Below are 16,279 nucleotides of genomic sequence, written 5' to 3'. Positions count from 1 at the left end.
ACAGGCGAGAGTGAACCCAACCCGCTTCCCCAATTCAGCAAATGATTAATTACTTTTGGCTTTTGTAATAGGTTTCAATAGCTTTGGCAAGATCGGCACGGGATTCTTTTTGAGCGATATATTTCTGAATATCCGGTGCAAGAATGTTACCCCAATCTTCGACCTTTACATAGTTTGAACTGAACGGCATCGTATTGCCGGCTACCACAGCATCCGCAATCGCTGATCCGAGTGGATTATTAACTTTCAAAGTGTTGTTCTTAAAAGCGGAGACCACTTGTGACTGATTCACCAGAAAATCTTGACCTTTTTCATCGTATACGAGCCAATTCAGGAACTTCTTAGCTGCTTCTTGCTCAGCCGGCGTTGCCGCTTTATTAATGACCAGGATATTAGTTGGACCTGCCGCAATCTTATTGTTAAGCGGATTGTCTGGATTGTTATCTACCGGAACAGGTATAAATCCGAAGGATTCTCCACTAACGGCTTGCAATGAATCATAGGCCCAGTTTCCGTTAAACAGAATAGCTGACTCCCCTTTACCCACACTTACATGCGCATCGTCATAGTACTTGCCCAGTGGACGTTCACCATATTTGTTATATTCTTTCGATACCAGTAGATCCATCGTATCGTAGTAACCATTCCAAATATTATTACTTGCTAAATCGAATGTTCCCGCTTTTAGTTGATCTACAATTGTGTTTGGATCTTCTGCCTGATTCACAAACTGTGTACTGTAATGGTTCGCTACAGACCAGTTTTCGGTTTGATAGGCAACCGGATATTTCACACCGGAAGCTTTAATTTGATCTAATAATTCTTTTAGTTTGTCACGGGTATTAATAGAATGCGGATCGAAAGTGCCGCCAACGGCCTTATCAAGTACACTCTTGTTATATACGAGACCGAAGCCTTCTATTGAGAATGGAAAGCCGGCAATTTTCCCCTCTGCGTCTTTAACGCCATAAACCGTTTCTTCATTCCATTTCTCACCTGAAAGATCTATACTGAAATCCTTATATTTGTTCACAATGGAATCGGGGGACATCATCGCCATAGTTACCGTTTTACCGGATGCCGTAAGTTTATCCAGCAAGTTAACGGTATCACCAACAGCTCCAGAGACAGCCTCAACCTTGATATTCGGATTCGCTGCCATGAAATCTTTAGCTGCTAGTTCCCATTGGGAAGCGATTTCACCTTTTCCGTTCGTAATAATTATGCTGACTTGTTCATCCTTCGAGTTCGCTGCCGGACTTGATCCCGCTCCGTCGGATCCACCACAAGCTGTCAATGAAACAGCAAGCAAAAGAACAAATAATAAAACAGATATCTTTTTCAAACAAAACCCCTCCATTTTGTGCTTTTTTATATGCTAGACCCCTATAAAAGTCTGAACATCAGATTGATACCGTTTTCATTAATTCAAAAATCCCTTCATTCATTTAGCTGCTTTATATCCTAGAAAGCTTTCTTGCCTGTATTGTAACATCACTTGGTATCGGTTTCAATATAATTTAAAGCTAAGTTTTAAAAAAAATTCAAAATAACACCGAAAAACAAGGTGATTCCAGTTAATTCATTATCCTCAAAACATGGTATCGATACCAATAAAGAAAACTAAAAAAGCGAGTCTGCATTGCAAATTCGCTTATCAGTGTTAAGTAGATTCTCGGACTACCAGTTCAACCGGAAGCTCATAAGTAACTGGCTCTACATTGGAATCATCCAGCATCTCCATAAGAACTTCCCCTGCTTTACGCCCCATCTGCTCTATAGGCTGCCGTATAGTCGTTAATGCGGGATCAAGCATTTCAGCTAGGGGCTGGTCATCGAATCCAATGATCGCCAGATCTCGTGGGATACTTAACCCTTCCTTTTTTGCAGCCATCATCAAGCCACCAGCAATTTCATCACTGCCTGTAAACACGGCGGTTGGACGATCCTTCATTTCAAGCAAGAGCTTCATTACTCTTTTCCCATCTTCAATGGTATGCTGGTTGACCAAAATCCAGTTAGGATTCACTTGAATCCCGGCCTCTTCCAATGCTTTTTGATAACCTAGGTTACGGTCCTTATCTTTTCCTACCTCGGTAAACAGGCCTCCCGTACAGTAAGCAATTTTACGGTGACCTCTTTCAATTAGGTGCTTGATTCCTAAGTATGTACCTTTAAATTGATCCAGCCGAATCATCGGAATTTTTGCATGACTCACATATTCATTACATAACACAATAGGCCCAAATTCAGTGTATGGTTCAATGACTTCCCAATCATTCTCAATAGATGCCATGATGATACCGTCCGCTTGTTTGGTCTTCAACAAATTTAGATAGGTTAACTCTCTCTCCTTATCCTCATTAGTCTGGCATATCAAGGTTTGGTAGCCGTTTCTGTAACCAACCTTCTCTATGGAATCAACTAAGTAGGAGAAAAAAGGATTCACAATTCTAGGAACTACGACAGCTATCGTTGTTGTCACTTGTCCTCTTAATCTTCTTGCCGAGAGATTTGGTGTATATTCAAGCTCTTCCATTGCTTTTAATACCAATTCTCTTTTATCTGCTGAAATATGAGGATAGTTATTTATTACTCGGGATACGGTCGTCTTAGACACTCCTGCTAAACGCGCCACATCTAAAATATTTGCCATTTCTACACTCACTCCAGATAGGGACAGTTTTTGAAACCAGTTTCAATCATTTTATCTTATAATATAAAAAAATGAAAGGGTCCTCAATACACTGGATATCCTGCCACAAACATCGCTAAATACAAAAGACTCCCCACAACAGAAACTACAGTAAGGATAGCATCCTTTGATTTCTCTTCAGTGAGCGCAACAGCAGCAAAAGCTAGTGGAAATGCAACAAGCAAATACCGCGGGGCTGACAGCAGCCAGGTAGCTCCCACTACGAACGCAAAATACACGATGAAATAAGCGGTGTATGAAGGTCGTATCTTTTTTGCACCCAAGAACATGATAATAAGTGCTGAGAATATAGCGATTAAATTGGGCAGCCATAAGCCGAGAAAAGAACGACTATCTCCACTCTTAAAGGTGCCCACAGCATATTCTATCTGATATCTTACCGTATCAAAAAAGAGATAAAACCGCTGAGACCAATGCTCTCTCTGATAAATACTGAACTGAAACGCATTTCCCGTCACATGATAATTAATAAACAGATAGGCCAGCAAGCCCATTGATATGATAGCGAGAAAACTGACGGCGCTGATGATTCTATGTATAAAGGCTTTGTTACTTAATCGCTTATAGTTGCCCATCAGATCCCGTCCAAATTCAATCGCAACCGGTACAATCAGAAGCACTCCGGGAGAACGTGTGTATGCTGCAAGTGCACCGCATAAGCACCCGATCAGCCATTCCTTTTTTCTCACAAAATATAAACACATCAACGATAGGGCTAGAAATAAAGATTCGGTCATCGGAATGAAGAAAAAGAACGCGGCAGGGAATATAAAAATATACTTCACAACTCGCATGGCATTCTTTCGATGCATGTCTAATGCTGCCAGTTCATAAGCAACCAATGCAGCGACAATCGATGAGATATTGGAAACGATGAATCCAGCGACAAGATAATTGCCTACGAATACCTGAACTACTTTAATTAGATTTGGGAGAAAAGGAAAAAACACAATATGGAACTTTGGATCTCCCTCTGTCACGTACCAGTTCTCGGCAATCCCCAGATAACTTGAAGCATCGATCCCAGAAATATGCCAAGTCTCGGCGATTTTGCTAAACAGGCCACCTGAATAACCATCCTGTATAATCAAAAATGCATAACCGATGAGCATAAGCAGGATACGACTCGCCAATATCCATCCAATAATATAAAGCCACGCCTGTCTTCTATCCTGCTCCTTACTCTTCCAAGTCACTTCAGGTGCTGGATTCGTCAAAAGAAAATCCGTCAATACAGGTATAGTGCGGAGCCCCAATAGCGCAAAAAGCCCGAAACAGACCACAGAAGCGAGGGTGCCCAGCATGGTCCAGCTCTGAGTCGAAATGGCCCAGTAAATAGCCGTCACCATCATAACAAGTATGAAGATGAAGGAAATGATTTTGTCGTGCTTTTTCATTTGATCCTCCAGTTATTTAGTCCGAACAATTGTTTAGGAAAAAAAGGATATAATTACCTATAGAAATATAATAGTCCTTGTGTATTTTTTTGTAAATCACATCTTATCTCTTCGTTCCTTACTCCCTCTCATAGCTGAAATAAAAGTTCAAAGGCAATTCATCATCACCTTGAAAACTGTTCGACATCCTATAGGTTATATACAATTTATCCTCGCCCTTGCCGTATGACCATGATTCTTCGATAGAGCCTGTTAATGGCTTTAGCGGAAGAGCCATCCTGTCAATCGTTTGGACTGATTTCTCGACTTTTTCAGCCTCTTCATCTTCCACAGGTTTGTAATGCTCCAGAAAAGCGCGCACCAGTTCTCTCGCATTTTGATAGCCGCTTTCCGATCTGGGAAAAACGGTTCCTACCCGATAACCAATGATTTTATTGGTCTTAACATCTACCACAATCTGCTGTATAAATTCCTTTTGATTCACGGATAAGATATCATCCTGCATAATTGTACCCAAGGTTGTATCGTATTCACCCACAGTATCCGCAATTTGCAAAGCAGCAAGCCCTTCTTCACGCGGCTGCATGAACACAGCCCGATGCTCTTCCACATGTGTGAAAAGCTCTGCATACTTGGGTCTTTCCTTACTGCATGCAGTGAATACCAGCAAAAGAATGACTATTCCACAAAGGAGATTGAAATATGATTTTTTCAAACGAATACACCTCCTGGCCTAACGAAACCGGTTTGGTTAATCGACCTCCTAAACCTTACCATATATTCGAAAAAGACACAGCTATTCATGCCTTATATTAGAAAAATAAAGCATGCCCACAGCAGTGGGTCCCAAAGAAAAAGCCCGAGCGTTTATGCCCGGACTTAATATCATTCAAATGGATAGATCCAGAAATGCTCTGTTCCAAAACGATCTTGGATTTCTTTATCCTCTAGCGTTTTGCTGCCTAACAGTTCAGCGGCTTGGAATTGGGATTTATGCGCCTGAATGGACGCCATCTTTTGCTTCAGGAAATCTTTCACATCAATGGTGACCTGAGGCTTTCCAATCTCTTCAATATTATTGGCAAAAGCTATGCAGTGCACAGGTGGTCTTTCTGCCTTAGGCAGTCTTCGAACGGTTCGAACCACCGCAGCTCCGGTAGCATCATGATCGGGATGAACGCTGTACCCCGGATAGAAGGTAAGGATCAGTGAGGGATTAAGCTCCTTCAGAAGCGCATCAATGTGGCTATCTAGCAGCGCTTGATCCTCAAATTCAATCGTCTTATCGTGGAAACCAAGCATTCTCAAATCCTGTATTCCAATCGCTCGGCAGGATTCTTCCAGCTCTTTCTTACGTATCTGTGGGAGGGTTACCCGGTTTGCAAATGGCGGAACGCCCATATTCCGGCCCATCTCTCCCAGTGTCAGACAAGCGTAGGTGACTTGGGTGCCGTTTTGCACATGCTTAGCAAGCGTTCCAGAGATACCGAAGGCTTCGTCATCCGGATGCGGTAATATAACTAGAATATGTCTTTCCACTGAATTCCTCATCTCCTCTACCATTAGAACGGCTCCCGGCTTAATTGTAAAGATACGACCAGTTTTCCTTGACTATCATGCCCGGCCAGAATCAATTTTTCTGTCTCACTCTCTTCATAGTGAGTTAACCCTTCCGAGTATACCCAGCCCTGCGACATTTTTAAGCCGACCCGATAAGGTCCATTGCCGGAAATCGAACCATGGGAATATCGGATCACAGCATTAGTAATGAAAGTAGCCGCCGGATGTTTAGAACTATCGAAATGGGCAGCGTATGCTCCCGTTGTCATCTCAAGATGGATATACAGATCCTGATCTTTAAGCAGGCCGATCCTCTCTTGTATTTCGGATTGATTGATTAGCTGCAATGTCGCGCCTCCATATCTGAATGAATATATTCATACGAAAAATAAGATCCATACCTTATAAAGGACGGATCTGTTAAATGATAAGCGGGTCCGTATTTCTCATCAAAGTATAACTTGCAAAGCTATGTAATTCAATGGATAGAACCACTGGGATGTCATGCTGTTTTTTTAGCCCACAAACTGATCTAACATCTTTACGATGACCTCACGCTTAACTGGTTTACTGATATACTCATCCATTCCAGCAGCCAGACACTTTTCACGGTCCCCCATTAAAGCATTTGCCGTGACTGCAACAATCGGTGGACAGTTCTCCTTATGCTCATCTTTTAAAACCTTCATGGCATCAATACCGTTCATAATGGGCATGTGAAGATCCAATAAAATAAGATCAAAGGAGTTCTTTCTCGCGGCTTCAACCGCTTCTATACCGTTTGTGACGGCGGTAACGTTGTGACCCATTTTTTCGAGAATTTTGGTCAGCACTAGCGCATTGATAGAATTATCTTCCGCAAGTAAAATGCTACCCGTACGTGTGGAATGAGGCTTGTCGACGCTAGCCTCTTTAATAGGATTTACGACTGATTTCTTGGGTCTGATTGTGAAGGTAACCGACGTGCCACTTTTACCGTCACTCTCCGCATAGATCTCACCGCCCATCATTTCGACAATTCTGCGGCTAATGGCAAGTCCAAGACCCGTCCCCTCGTGTCTGCGCATCATAAAGCTATCAGCCTGCTCAAACGGTTCAAAGATGTCCGTAAGTCGCTTAGGGTCAACGCCAATGCCAGTATCGGTTACCGTAAAGGCCAACAGGGAGGGATCCTCTTTTACAAGCCTTACCTTTACTGATATGCTGCCCTCGTTTGTGAATTTCACTGCATTGCTTAGCAGGTTTAATATCACCTGCTTTAAACGCTCCGAATCTCCAAAAATAAAATCAGGAACATCGTGATTTATGGTGCTGGACAGCTCCAGATGTTTTTGTTCGGCTCTTATTGCAATGACTTCAAAGCTCTCCTTGAGGCAATTGCCCAGATCGAATGTATCCTCTTGCAGTTCACTTCGGCCAGCCTCAATTTTTGAAAGATCAAGGATATCATTAATTATATTAAGTAAGATTCCTCCGCTTTTGCGAATGATTTCTACATATTCACGTTGTTCTTCATTGAGTTCTGTTTCCAGCAAAATATCTGTCATGCCGATCACCCCATTCATAGGCGTGCGGATTTCGTGGCTCATCATAGCCAGGAACTCACTTTTAGCTCTATTCGTAGACTCAGCAGCCTCCTTAGCCAGCGACAATTGCCTTTGCTCGGAGATGTCCTTGCATATAAGGTAAAATCCAATATTTTGATTGTTCACATATATGGGTGCAATACTGGTAAGCACCTCGACTAATTCGCTCTCTTTAGTGACAAGCTTGTTGATGTGCTGCTCTACCGTATTATCGTAAAGAGCTCTTTCCAGAATACGCTGTACATTTGCCTCTCCGATCAGACTTGCAAGCTTCATCCCAATCAACTCAGACTCTATGGAGTAACCGGTTATCTTTTCCGCCATGTTATTAGTATTTATGATTCGGCCATCGAGACCAAAGGAAATGACGGCATCATGATTGTATTTTTTAAGTGACGTATAACGCTCAACAGACTCCTGAAGGCGTTGTTCGGATTCCTTTTGTTTGGTAATGTTTATGATTTGGCAAATGAAATAGGATGGCTGGGTTGACTCCTCGTTGAATAGATGAATAGTAAGCTGTCCCCATATATTAGCACCATTTTTTGTGACAAACCGCTTTTCGAGCTGTATATTAGTTTCCCCATCCATGAGCGCCTTTAGATCATGGAGGCTGCCGAGTTCCTCGGGGTGAGACAATTCTTCTAACCGCATGCCTTCAAACTCTTCCTTGAAATAACCAAAGATCTGTTCGAAAGCTGGATTCACCGTCAAAATCAACCCCTCTGATGATAAAAGGGCTATCCCAAAGGAAGCATAATTAATCACCTGTTGGTTGAATTGTTCCTTGTTTAGGTTTACGCGATGCATAGCGACCTCCATGGGATAATGTAATATTTTACGTGAAAAAATAGACCTTCTATTTGAGAAGGTCCTATTCATAACTTATAGTCTTATATACCCAATTGATTGTTATTTGAATCGGTTAGTTGAAGCTGATCAGAAAATATTCAACCTATAAACGTCCAGCCGCTTTCACTTTTACAAGCAATGCATTGCCTGGCAAGTATGCAATCGGAATATCCTCAGACAGCACGATCTGTACAGTCTCACGAGCTGCACCAGCAAGAACGGCTTGTTCAATCGCATGGTTGCGAGCATCTTCCTTAGCTTCATCGTAAGACATCTCATCCAGCGAATAGATTCGCTCGGTCTCTCCGCTAACTTCACCTAGTGCTGCGCCAATCGCATTCGCTGCATCATAGTGATCCGGTCTTACTATCCGCGCTACACCCTCAAGCTGATCGGCTACAAGAATGCTTCCGCCGCCGACCAAAATAACGTCAACAGGGTCCGAGCTAGTCTTCATCCGATCAATCGCATCCTCAATATCTTGGGTAATGATCTCATCGGCTCTGCGGCAGATTGATTCACTAAGCTTCTCAGTCAGCGCATCTTTCCATTCGTATCTTCCAAGCTTAACCGCCACATCGGTTGCTGTGAGCGTATCTCCACCAAAGATCAGGCCACGCTTCAATAGCTCGTACCCCACGCTATCGGGACCCACTGTTACCTGATCCTTCGCTTCATCGAAGCGAACGATTGTCCCGCCGCCGATCCCGATCGATAAGATATCCGGCATGCGGAAGTTCGTGCGAATCCCGCCAATCTCAACCGCAGCGGAGGATTGACGCGGGAAGCCTTGCATGAGAACGCCGATATCCGTTGTTGTACCCCCGATATCCACCACAAGCGCATCATTCAGACCTGACAAGTGTGCCGCGCCCCGAATGGAATTCGTCGGACCGCAAGCAATCGTCAGAATCGGGTAACGAAGCGCATATTCACTGTACATCAGTGTTCCATCGTTCTGACAGATGTATAAGCTCGCGTCAATTCCATAAGTGTGAAGCGCCTCTTCGAAGCCTTTGACTACTCCCGCAATGACGTTAAGTAAAGCACCATTTAACAAGGAGGCATTCTCACGCTCAAGCAATCCAATGCTTCCAATTTCATGAGACAGTGTCACAGGCATATCTTCCCCGAGTACTTGCTTCGCAAGCTCTTGAACACGTTTTTCCTGTGAAGTATTCACTGGAGAGAACACACCACAGATTGCAACCGCTTCAACCTCACCCTTCATCTTCAAAAAGCAGTCAATAACCTCAGCTTCATCCATCTCAACAATCGTACGACCATCATATTCATAACCACCGTGAACAACATAAGCATGTGGGCAGACCATTGCTTTCAGCGTATCGTCCCAATCCGCAAGTGGAGGAACAGCAGTTGTTGCCGGTGCGCCGATACGAATCAAGCCTACTTTCCCTAAGTGCTTGCGTTCTACAATAGCATTCGTACAGTGCGTAGTTCCGAGCATCGCATAACGAATCTGCGCCGGATTGACGTTACTCTCTTCAAGCAAACGGCCAATCGATTCACTGATGCCCTCATTCACATCACGTGTGGTATGTACCTTTATCGTGTGAATAGCCTTTAATTTGGAATCGAGCAAGGCAGCATCTGTATTGGTCCCGCCGACATCAATCCCAATGCGGTAAATTTCATCCTTGTTATTAATATTCGTCTGAGACATTACTCTGCTCCCCCTTTCTCTGCTGCCAATTTTTCAATTGGAACATAAGATGCATCATAACCAAAATACTGTGGCCCTACCGTCTCAAGACCCTTTTGCGAACGCCATTTCGGATCACAAGGGAAACCGACCACAGTCACCCGGGCACCGTATTTCAAATTTTCAGTTGTAATCGGCATGCCTGTATCCTGATCAAGCACCGAAATCAAATCAGGGGTAACCGCTACTGAGCTTCCATCCTCTGTAGCCAGAAGGAACTCATTCTGGAAGAACAAACTCATCGTACTTCCTTTTTTAGCATCCGTACCTTCGAAGATCGCTTCACCACGTGTGAATCCGCCTTCTGTCCGGCGACGAATATCTACAGCTTTGCCCTGGAACAATTCATACCCATTCAACTGCTTCAATAGCTCTTCGATTGGATTCTTTTTCATTTCCTTAGCTTCGAATAATGTTTTTCCAATTTCATAAGCAAGCGTTAGGGTATATGGAATTGCACTTTGTTTCACCTGTGCTCCAGACAATGGATAATCACAGATCGAGGCTGATCCACCCATTTGAATCGTCACGGCGCGCGCCATCCGCTCTTCCCAGACACCATCGATCGCATGCATTAGCACACCATTGCCGCGTTCATCCGCCATCGTAATCGGACTGCAGTCTATACCGTCCAAGTAGAACGTCACCATTTGCGATTCAGGAAAAGCACGTCCCATGGCATCCGCATCCACGATAGGGATGTTGCGTTCCGCCGCCGTGATTACAGGAATCAGAGAGTTGCCGCCGCCAACCTCAATGGGCATAATGGCATTCACTTTGCGTCCAAGCTCTTTTTCAATCATATCCAAAGGTTTGATCATTTGCTGAATCGAAGGTATCTTCTCATTCATAACCGTGGGTGCACCAATCATGGATATAGGAACAACCAAAGCGTCGTCCTCCAGATCCTCTGGACTGATCACACGAACAGGACCATGTTTACGAATGGCTTCCTTCGCCATTAATTTACCAATATGCGGGTCACCGCCCCCACCTGTTCCAAGAACGGCTGCACCTACAGCGATATATTGTATTGCTTGCTCATTTAATTCTGTTAGTTTGTTCATTCTCATGATGTTATCCCTTCTTTGTCATGATTTTGCCGACCATCCATTGCACGATAAAGGCGAACATAAAGGCATCTAATGCCGGAACACTCGTCACCTGGAACCATCCAAATCCATCTGGAGCTGCGGTGGTCATAAAAGCAAATAACGTAGCTGCAACCCATACGGCTAAGGAGCGAATCACCCAGTTTTTATTGCGGTCCAAACCTTCAAAAGTGAATTTCTTTCGATCCACAAGCAAAAATTCAGATGTATAAATCCCCCCGATGGGTGAGACAAACATCGTAATAATGTTTAGGAAAGATAAGAACTTATCATAGATCCCTAATACGGCAAGAAACGTAGCAATAATACCAGCAATAATCGTAATCAGCTTCTTCGGTACTTTTTGGAACACGACAGAGAAACCTAGCGATGCTGAGTATAAGTTACTCGTATTCGTCGTCCATTGCGCAAGTGTTAAGACGATAATCGCAGGAAGACCAAGCCCCAGCGCAATGAAAATATTCGTTAGATCATCTGTATCCATGATTCTAGATAGAAAGATTGCCACAATCGCCATAAAGCTGTTTCCTACAAAGAAGCCGATAAACGCAGCCGTAATGGCATGCATAGGAGTACGTGCCCAACGAGCTATATCAGGTGACAGCACCGTACCCACAATAAAGATACCGATAACAAGCGAAATCGCTGTTCCCATTGGGATCGTTGCACCGCTAATCGGTTCCCAGGCAGCTGAAGCTCCTTTGGTGTGGAACGCTGAATAAATAGCCACTCCGATAAATAAAATAAGCAATGGCACGGACCAGGTGCTTAGCCGCTCAATGGATCGATACCCCCAAATAGCCGTCGACATCATCAGCAGCCCGCCTATAAATGAAAGCACGCCTAGGGACAAATGAATATCCCATAATTGACTAAACGCAGTCTGCATATTCGAAGCGAAGAATCCGACCTGCACCCCAAACCAACCGAGTGAGAAAATACCGAGGATAATCGCAACGACACGTGCACCTACATTTCCGAATAGAAAACGTGAGATCATCGACGTAGATAAACCCGTTTTCGCACCTACATATGCACACATAGCTCCAATTACCCCTAGAATCATCGATCCGATGATCGTAGCTGTCAGCGAATCTGTGAGATTCATGCCATTGCCAAGCTGTGCCCCCAAGAACATTGCTGATAAATCAATCCCGATGGCGATCCAGACAAGCGACATGGACAGCCATCTTTTACGCATATGTATAGGAACGGGCTCTCTCTCAAAATCCCCCGAGCTTGAATCCTTCTGCTTTACTTGACTTACTTCTGCCATTCTCCCCATCCCCTTGTTGTTATCATCTTCCGTAGTTCTATGAGGACGCCCCATTCCAGTACATTTCAAACGCATGGTTCAGTTTACGCTCATATATTCCTTTAGAAGTGTAATAGAAATATTGCATGCTTAATCCATCCATCAAGTTGAGAAAAGCGTCTACGAGAAGCTGCACGGATTTATCGCGAATTACACCCTCTTCCATCCCTTGCGAGATGAATTGTTCAATGATCTTCGTCAGTATGGCGTCCGACGCCAGGAATGCTTCCTCAATCGTTTCCTTCAAAAATCCCGGTGGAAAGACTACATACCTCAGTACGATTTTGCTTGCTTCAGGACTCTGCTGATAGAATTGATACTGTCTGGATAGAATGCCACGAAGACTTTCCTTCGCACTCAGCACCTTCTGATCTTCCGACAACTCCTGAATATAAGTGTTATAGGACAACATCGCCTCACGGAAGACCGTCATAAACAAATCCTCTTTATTCTCAAAAAAGGCATAGATCGCCGGAGTCTTCACGCCAACTTCCTTCGCAATTTCAGAAAGAGCTGTACCTTCGTACCCCTTCTCACCAAATAATCTCATCGCCACTTCTTTCAGCTTGTTTTTGGTCAAGATATTTCACATCCTCATTTACTTAATTAACGTTAATTAAAAATTACTATACATCTTTATGCATAAAAATTCAATTGTTTTCAGAAAAAACAACACTAAATGAATGCAAAAAAACTGACCACCATCAGGATAACTTCCTGATTGATGGTCAGCTGAACGGTTCACTCGGTGTGCATTAGACGCAAAGTACATATTTTTATGAATGTAATCTCTCATCAAACATCAATTGAATTTGAATACCAAATGGGTCTTCAATAATGCCATAGGCTTTGCTGAACACATTACTAGATAAAGGAGCAATAATCTTTACGCGCTCATCTGTCACTAAGCTTTTATAAAAACCTTCAATTTCCTCTAAATCAGCACTTTGTATACACAATGATGTGTTATTCCCCACTGTATATTTCTCATTCTTATTCATTGTATCTTCTGCTATCATTACTTTTGTTTTTCCGATTAACAAAACAGAGTGAGTAATGTAATCCTTATTCTCATCCGTAAGCTGTATGGAACGGTCACGTTCTGCAAGCTGTTGATAAGTAACACGTAGCAATTCCTCTGCCTTAAAATGTTGTTCGTAAAATTCTATAGCTTCCTTTGTGCTTCCGTTCATCGATAAGAAAATAGCTACTTCTAGTGTTGCGCTCATCGTATAACTCTCCTTCGTAGGTTTGATATGTGGCCCTGAACTTATTATCATATATAAAGGTATCAAAACATGACACCTTAATAAGGAGCTTTTTATATGAAGAAATCAGAACGATTAAATGACATGATGCGATACTTAAACGGGCGAGAGTTTTTTAATCTAAGTGACCTTATGGCGAAATATAATATTTCAAAAAGCACAGCGCTACGTGATATTGCTTCATTAGAACAATTAGGTATGCCTATCTTTTCGGAGCATGGGAGATATGGACGATATGGTATTTTAAAAAATAGATTGTTATCCCCTATTATTTTCACCATGGATGAAGTGTATGCACTGTACTTTGCCATGCTGACCTTAGAATCTTATCAATCCACTCCGTTTCATTTAAGTGTGAACAAGCTAAACGAAAAGTTCGAACACTGTCTATCGAATACACAAATCGACCAGATTCATAAAATGAAAAAGGTTCTGCAATTCGAAATGGTTCAGCATAAGCATGTTAGTCGTTTCTTAGATAAAATCCTAGCAAGTATTCTAAATGAGAGTGCCTGTAACATTGAATATACAAAAAACAACCAGCTAAAAAGCTACTCTGTGCAATTCTTCAAAATTTCCGCAAAGTTTGGGCAATGGTATGCTACTGGAATAGAGCTTACTACGAATAAATATAGGGTTTACAGAGGGGATAGAATATCCTTCTTGGAAGAAGATAAGAGAGCAGCCCGCTATTCTTTAGAAGAACTTCTTAGCCGTTCCTTAGAATTTTATCAATCCGCGAGCAATATTCACTTTGAAGTTGAGATCGAGGAACAAGCCAAGGATATTTTTTATAAAGAACATTATCCTTCTATGGAAATAGAAGCTGGCCCGAGAACTATCATTAAGGGATTCTATCATCCAGGCGAAGAAGAATTTCTAGCTAATTATTTCATGCGTTATGGTCAATATGTTAGAGCGGTGAAGCCTGAAGCCTTGAAACAAATGATTCAGGATAAAGTTGAGAATCTCTTAAATCACTATCAGAAACTATAAATGGAACGAAAAAAAAGAAGGGTCTATGCCCCTCTTTACTACTTCTCCAAAATAGACCGCATTGTAAATTCTAGCGGTTTATTTTGGCATGGATTATGATTTTATTTTTCCGATGGATAGATTCACTCGATAATTGCCATGTTTCAAAAGCTGTGCCAGAAATGCCTCAAGCTCCTCATTAGAAGCAAAATGTCCGGTTAACACATAACATCCTTCTCCGCTAATTCGATGCACTTCGGTAATAGCATCCTCTGCCATCACGAACTTCTGGAATAAAGGATGATTGGCTGATTCCACAAAAAATGTAATAAAGGCTGTGATAGACAGTCCTAGCTTTGCTTTATTAGTAACGATCGTATATTGCTCGATAACCCCTAAATCTTCTAAACGCCTAATGCGATTTCCGACCGCTTGGCCGGTCATATGTATCTTTTGGCCAATGTCCTTCCACTGAATTCTGGAGTTTTCTTTTAGTAATGCTAGTATCGCAAAATCGATATGATCAAAAATAAAAATCAATCCTTTCGTCATGAAAGCAAATGGACATATAGCGTTTCGCCAACTTATTCAGCATTTAAGCATGACTATCTATACTTAGTTATATCCTGATTCACTAGTTAGTAGCCATTGAAACAGTGATAACTAAACACTTTAAAGGAGGTCCAAGAATGCTATTACAAGAAATTTTAGAGTATAACGATCAGTTCGTAGAAGACAAGGAGTATCTACCTTATGAGGGAACAAAATTCCCTAAAAAACGCATGGTTGTCGTAACATGCATGGATGCACGACTGATTGAACTGTTACCTAAAGCCCTAAATATACACAATGGGGATGCCAAAGTCATCAAAACAGCAGGTGGAACGATTACCCATGCATTTGGAAGCATCATGCGCAGTATCGTAACGGCTGTCTATGAACTGAATGCGGAAGAAATTTATATTATCGGTCACCACAATTGTGGCATGAGTCAAAGTAACCCTGAAGGAACACTTCAAAAAATAATGGATCGTGGAGTCGCGACACCAGAAATTCTTTCTTCACTTGAATATGCAGGTATCGATCTTCATAAATGGTTGTTCGGCTTTACGAATGTCGTAGATTCGATTAAAGGAAACATAGATCTGGTGCGTAATCATCCGCTCATTCCGAAAGAGGTAGCTGTTCATGGTCTGGTGATTGCACCCGACACTGGTAAACTCGATCTGATTGTAAATGGATATGAACAAGTAACAGGCTACGACAAGCACTAAGCGATACTCATTATACTAAACTAAAGGGAGCAATAAAATATGAATAGAAAAGAAGCGACACAACAAATATTGGACGCTAAATTTGCAAAAGGATTAACTTGGGGCGAAATTGCAAAGGAAAGCGAGCATTCAGAGAGCTGGGTTGTAACTGCACTGTTGGGCCAAGCGACAATGACGCGTAATGAAGCAGATAAAATGGGGGAATTGCTTGAACTCGATGAACAAGTCGTTCAAGCACTCACACAAATCCCACACCGTGGCGATGTCATTGCTATGCCGCCTACAGATCCAGGACTGTATCGCCTATACGAAATGCTGCTTGTATACGGTCCAACGATTAGAGAACTTGTTTTGGAGAAACTTGGCGAAGGTATCATGAGCGCGATCGATTTCCAATTCGACGTACAGAAGCAAGAAGATCCGAAAGGTGACCGTATCCTTCTGACGATGAACGGAAAGTTTTTGCCATATCGCAAATGGTAATAGATTAAGGAGCAAGCC

General features: G+C 42.5%; 16 protein-coding genes. 3 read left to right on the top strand and 13 right to left on the bottom strand.

Going from position 1 to position 16,279, the window contains the following annotated elements:
* Window positions 1-49: 49 nt before the first annotated feature.
* The 12 genes from CA598_RS13280 to CA598_RS13225 form a co-directional block, all read right to left on the bottom strand.
* Window positions 50-1,345 (bottom strand): ABC transporter substrate-binding protein, encoded by a 1,296-nt coding sequence (locus tag CA598_RS13280; RefSeq protein WP_094876814.1) that lies wholly within the window; start codon window positions 1,343-1,345, stop codon window positions 50-52.
* A gap of 318 nt (window positions 1,346-1,663) precedes the next feature.
* Window positions 1,664-2,656 carry a LacI family DNA-binding transcriptional regulator gene (locus CA598_RS13275; RefSeq protein ID WP_094876813.1) on the bottom strand — a complete coding sequence of 331 codons (993 nt, stop codon included), beginning with the start codon at window positions 2,654-2,656 and terminating at the stop codon, window positions 1,664-1,666.
* A gap of 83 nt (window positions 2,657-2,739) precedes the next feature.
* Window positions 2,740-4,113 (bottom strand): hypothetical protein, encoded by a 1,374-nt coding sequence (locus tag CA598_RS13270; protein WP_094876812.1) that lies wholly within the window; start codon window positions 4,111-4,113, stop codon window positions 2,740-2,742.
* Window positions 4,114-4,231: 118 nt separating this feature from the next.
* Window positions 4,232-4,828, bottom strand: a complete 597-nt coding sequence (locus tag CA598_RS13265; protein ID WP_094876811.1) for a hypothetical protein — start codon at window positions 4,826-4,828, stop codon at window positions 4,232-4,234.
* 170 nt (window positions 4,829-4,998) lie between these two features.
* Entirely contained in the window at window positions 4,999-5,652 is a 654-nt protein-coding gene (gene bshB2, locus CA598_RS13260; RefSeq protein ID WP_094876837.1) for a bacillithiol biosynthesis deacetylase BshB2, read from the bottom strand.
* A 23-nt stretch (window positions 5,653-5,675) separates the two neighbouring features.
* A complete protein-coding gene (locus CA598_RS13255; RefSeq protein WP_094876810.1) occupies window positions 5,676-6,020 on the bottom strand; it encodes a YojF family protein in 345 nt (114 codons plus the stop codon).
* 168 nt (window positions 6,021-6,188) lie between these two features.
* The gene (locus tag CA598_RS13250; RefSeq protein ID WP_094876809.1) at window positions 6,189-8,069 is read right to left on the bottom strand and encodes a PAS domain S-box protein; all 1,881 of its coding nucleotides are present in this window, start codon (window positions 8,067-8,069) and stop codon (window positions 6,189-6,191) included.
* A 145-nt stretch (window positions 8,070-8,214) separates the two neighbouring features.
* Window positions 8,215-9,795, bottom strand: a complete 1,581-nt coding sequence (locus CA598_RS13245; protein WP_094876808.1) for an ROK family protein — start codon at window positions 9,793-9,795, stop codon at window positions 8,215-8,217.
* Window positions 9,795-10,901: an S-methyl thiohydantoin desulfurase family protein gene (locus tag CA598_RS13240; protein WP_094870043.1), complete on the bottom strand. Its 1,107-nt coding sequence runs from the start codon at window positions 10,899-10,901 to the stop codon at window positions 9,795-9,797. The genes CA598_RS13245 and CA598_RS13240 overlap by 1 nt, the downstream gene beginning before the upstream one ends.
* A 10-nt stretch (window positions 10,902-10,911) precedes the next feature.
* The gene (locus CA598_RS13235) at window positions 10,912-12,222 is read right to left on the bottom strand and encodes a cytosine permease (protein WP_094876807.1); all 1,311 of its coding nucleotides are present in this window, start codon (window positions 12,220-12,222) and stop codon (window positions 10,912-10,914) included.
* 37 nt (window positions 12,223-12,259) lie between these two features.
* A complete protein-coding gene (locus CA598_RS13230; protein WP_094870006.1) occupies window positions 12,260-12,841 on the bottom strand; it encodes a TetR/AcrR family transcriptional regulator in 582 nt (193 codons plus the stop codon).
* Between the two features lie 196 nt (window positions 12,842-13,037).
* Entirely contained in the window at window positions 13,038-13,490 is a 453-nt protein-coding gene (locus CA598_RS13225; RefSeq protein ID WP_094876806.1) for a VOC family protein, read from the bottom strand.
* A gap of 96 nt (window positions 13,491-13,586) precedes the next feature.
* Between CA598_RS13225 and CA598_RS13220 the strand changes: the two genes are divergently transcribed.
* Window positions 13,587-14,525 carry a helix-turn-helix transcriptional regulator gene (locus CA598_RS13220; RefSeq protein ID WP_094876805.1) on the top strand — a complete coding sequence of 313 codons (939 nt, stop codon included), beginning with the start codon at window positions 13,587-13,589 and terminating at the stop codon, window positions 14,523-14,525.
* A 93-nt stretch (window positions 14,526-14,618) separates the two neighbouring features.
* Here the strand turns inward: CA598_RS13220 and CA598_RS13215 are convergent, their stop codons facing one another.
* Complete coding sequence (locus CA598_RS13215; protein WP_094870003.1) at window positions 14,619-15,056, bottom strand: Lrp/AsnC family transcriptional regulator; 438 nt, start codon at window positions 15,054-15,056, stop codon at window positions 14,619-14,621.
* Window positions 15,057-15,193: 137 nt separating this feature from the next.
* Between CA598_RS13215 and CA598_RS13210 the strand changes: the two genes are divergently transcribed.
* The gene (locus CA598_RS13210) at window positions 15,194-15,778 is read left to right on the top strand and encodes a beta-class carbonic anhydrase (protein WP_094876804.1); all 585 of its coding nucleotides are present in this window, start codon (window positions 15,194-15,196) and stop codon (window positions 15,776-15,778) included.
* Between the two features lie 39 nt (window positions 15,779-15,817).
* Window positions 15,818-16,261, top strand: coding sequence for a cyanase (gene cynS, locus CA598_RS13205; protein WP_094876803.1), 444 nt, complete (start codon window positions 15,818-15,820; stop codon window positions 16,259-16,261).
* Window positions 16,262-16,279 lie beyond the last annotated feature (18 nt).

Source organism: Paenibacillus sp. VTT E-133291, assembly GCF_002264395.1.
GTDB lineage: Bacteria > Bacillota > Bacilli > Paenibacillales > Paenibacillaceae > Paenibacillus_AQ > Paenibacillus_AQ nitricinens.
Note: the sequence above shows the minus strand (reverse complement) of the source record. Positions and strands in the feature narration are given on the sequence as shown.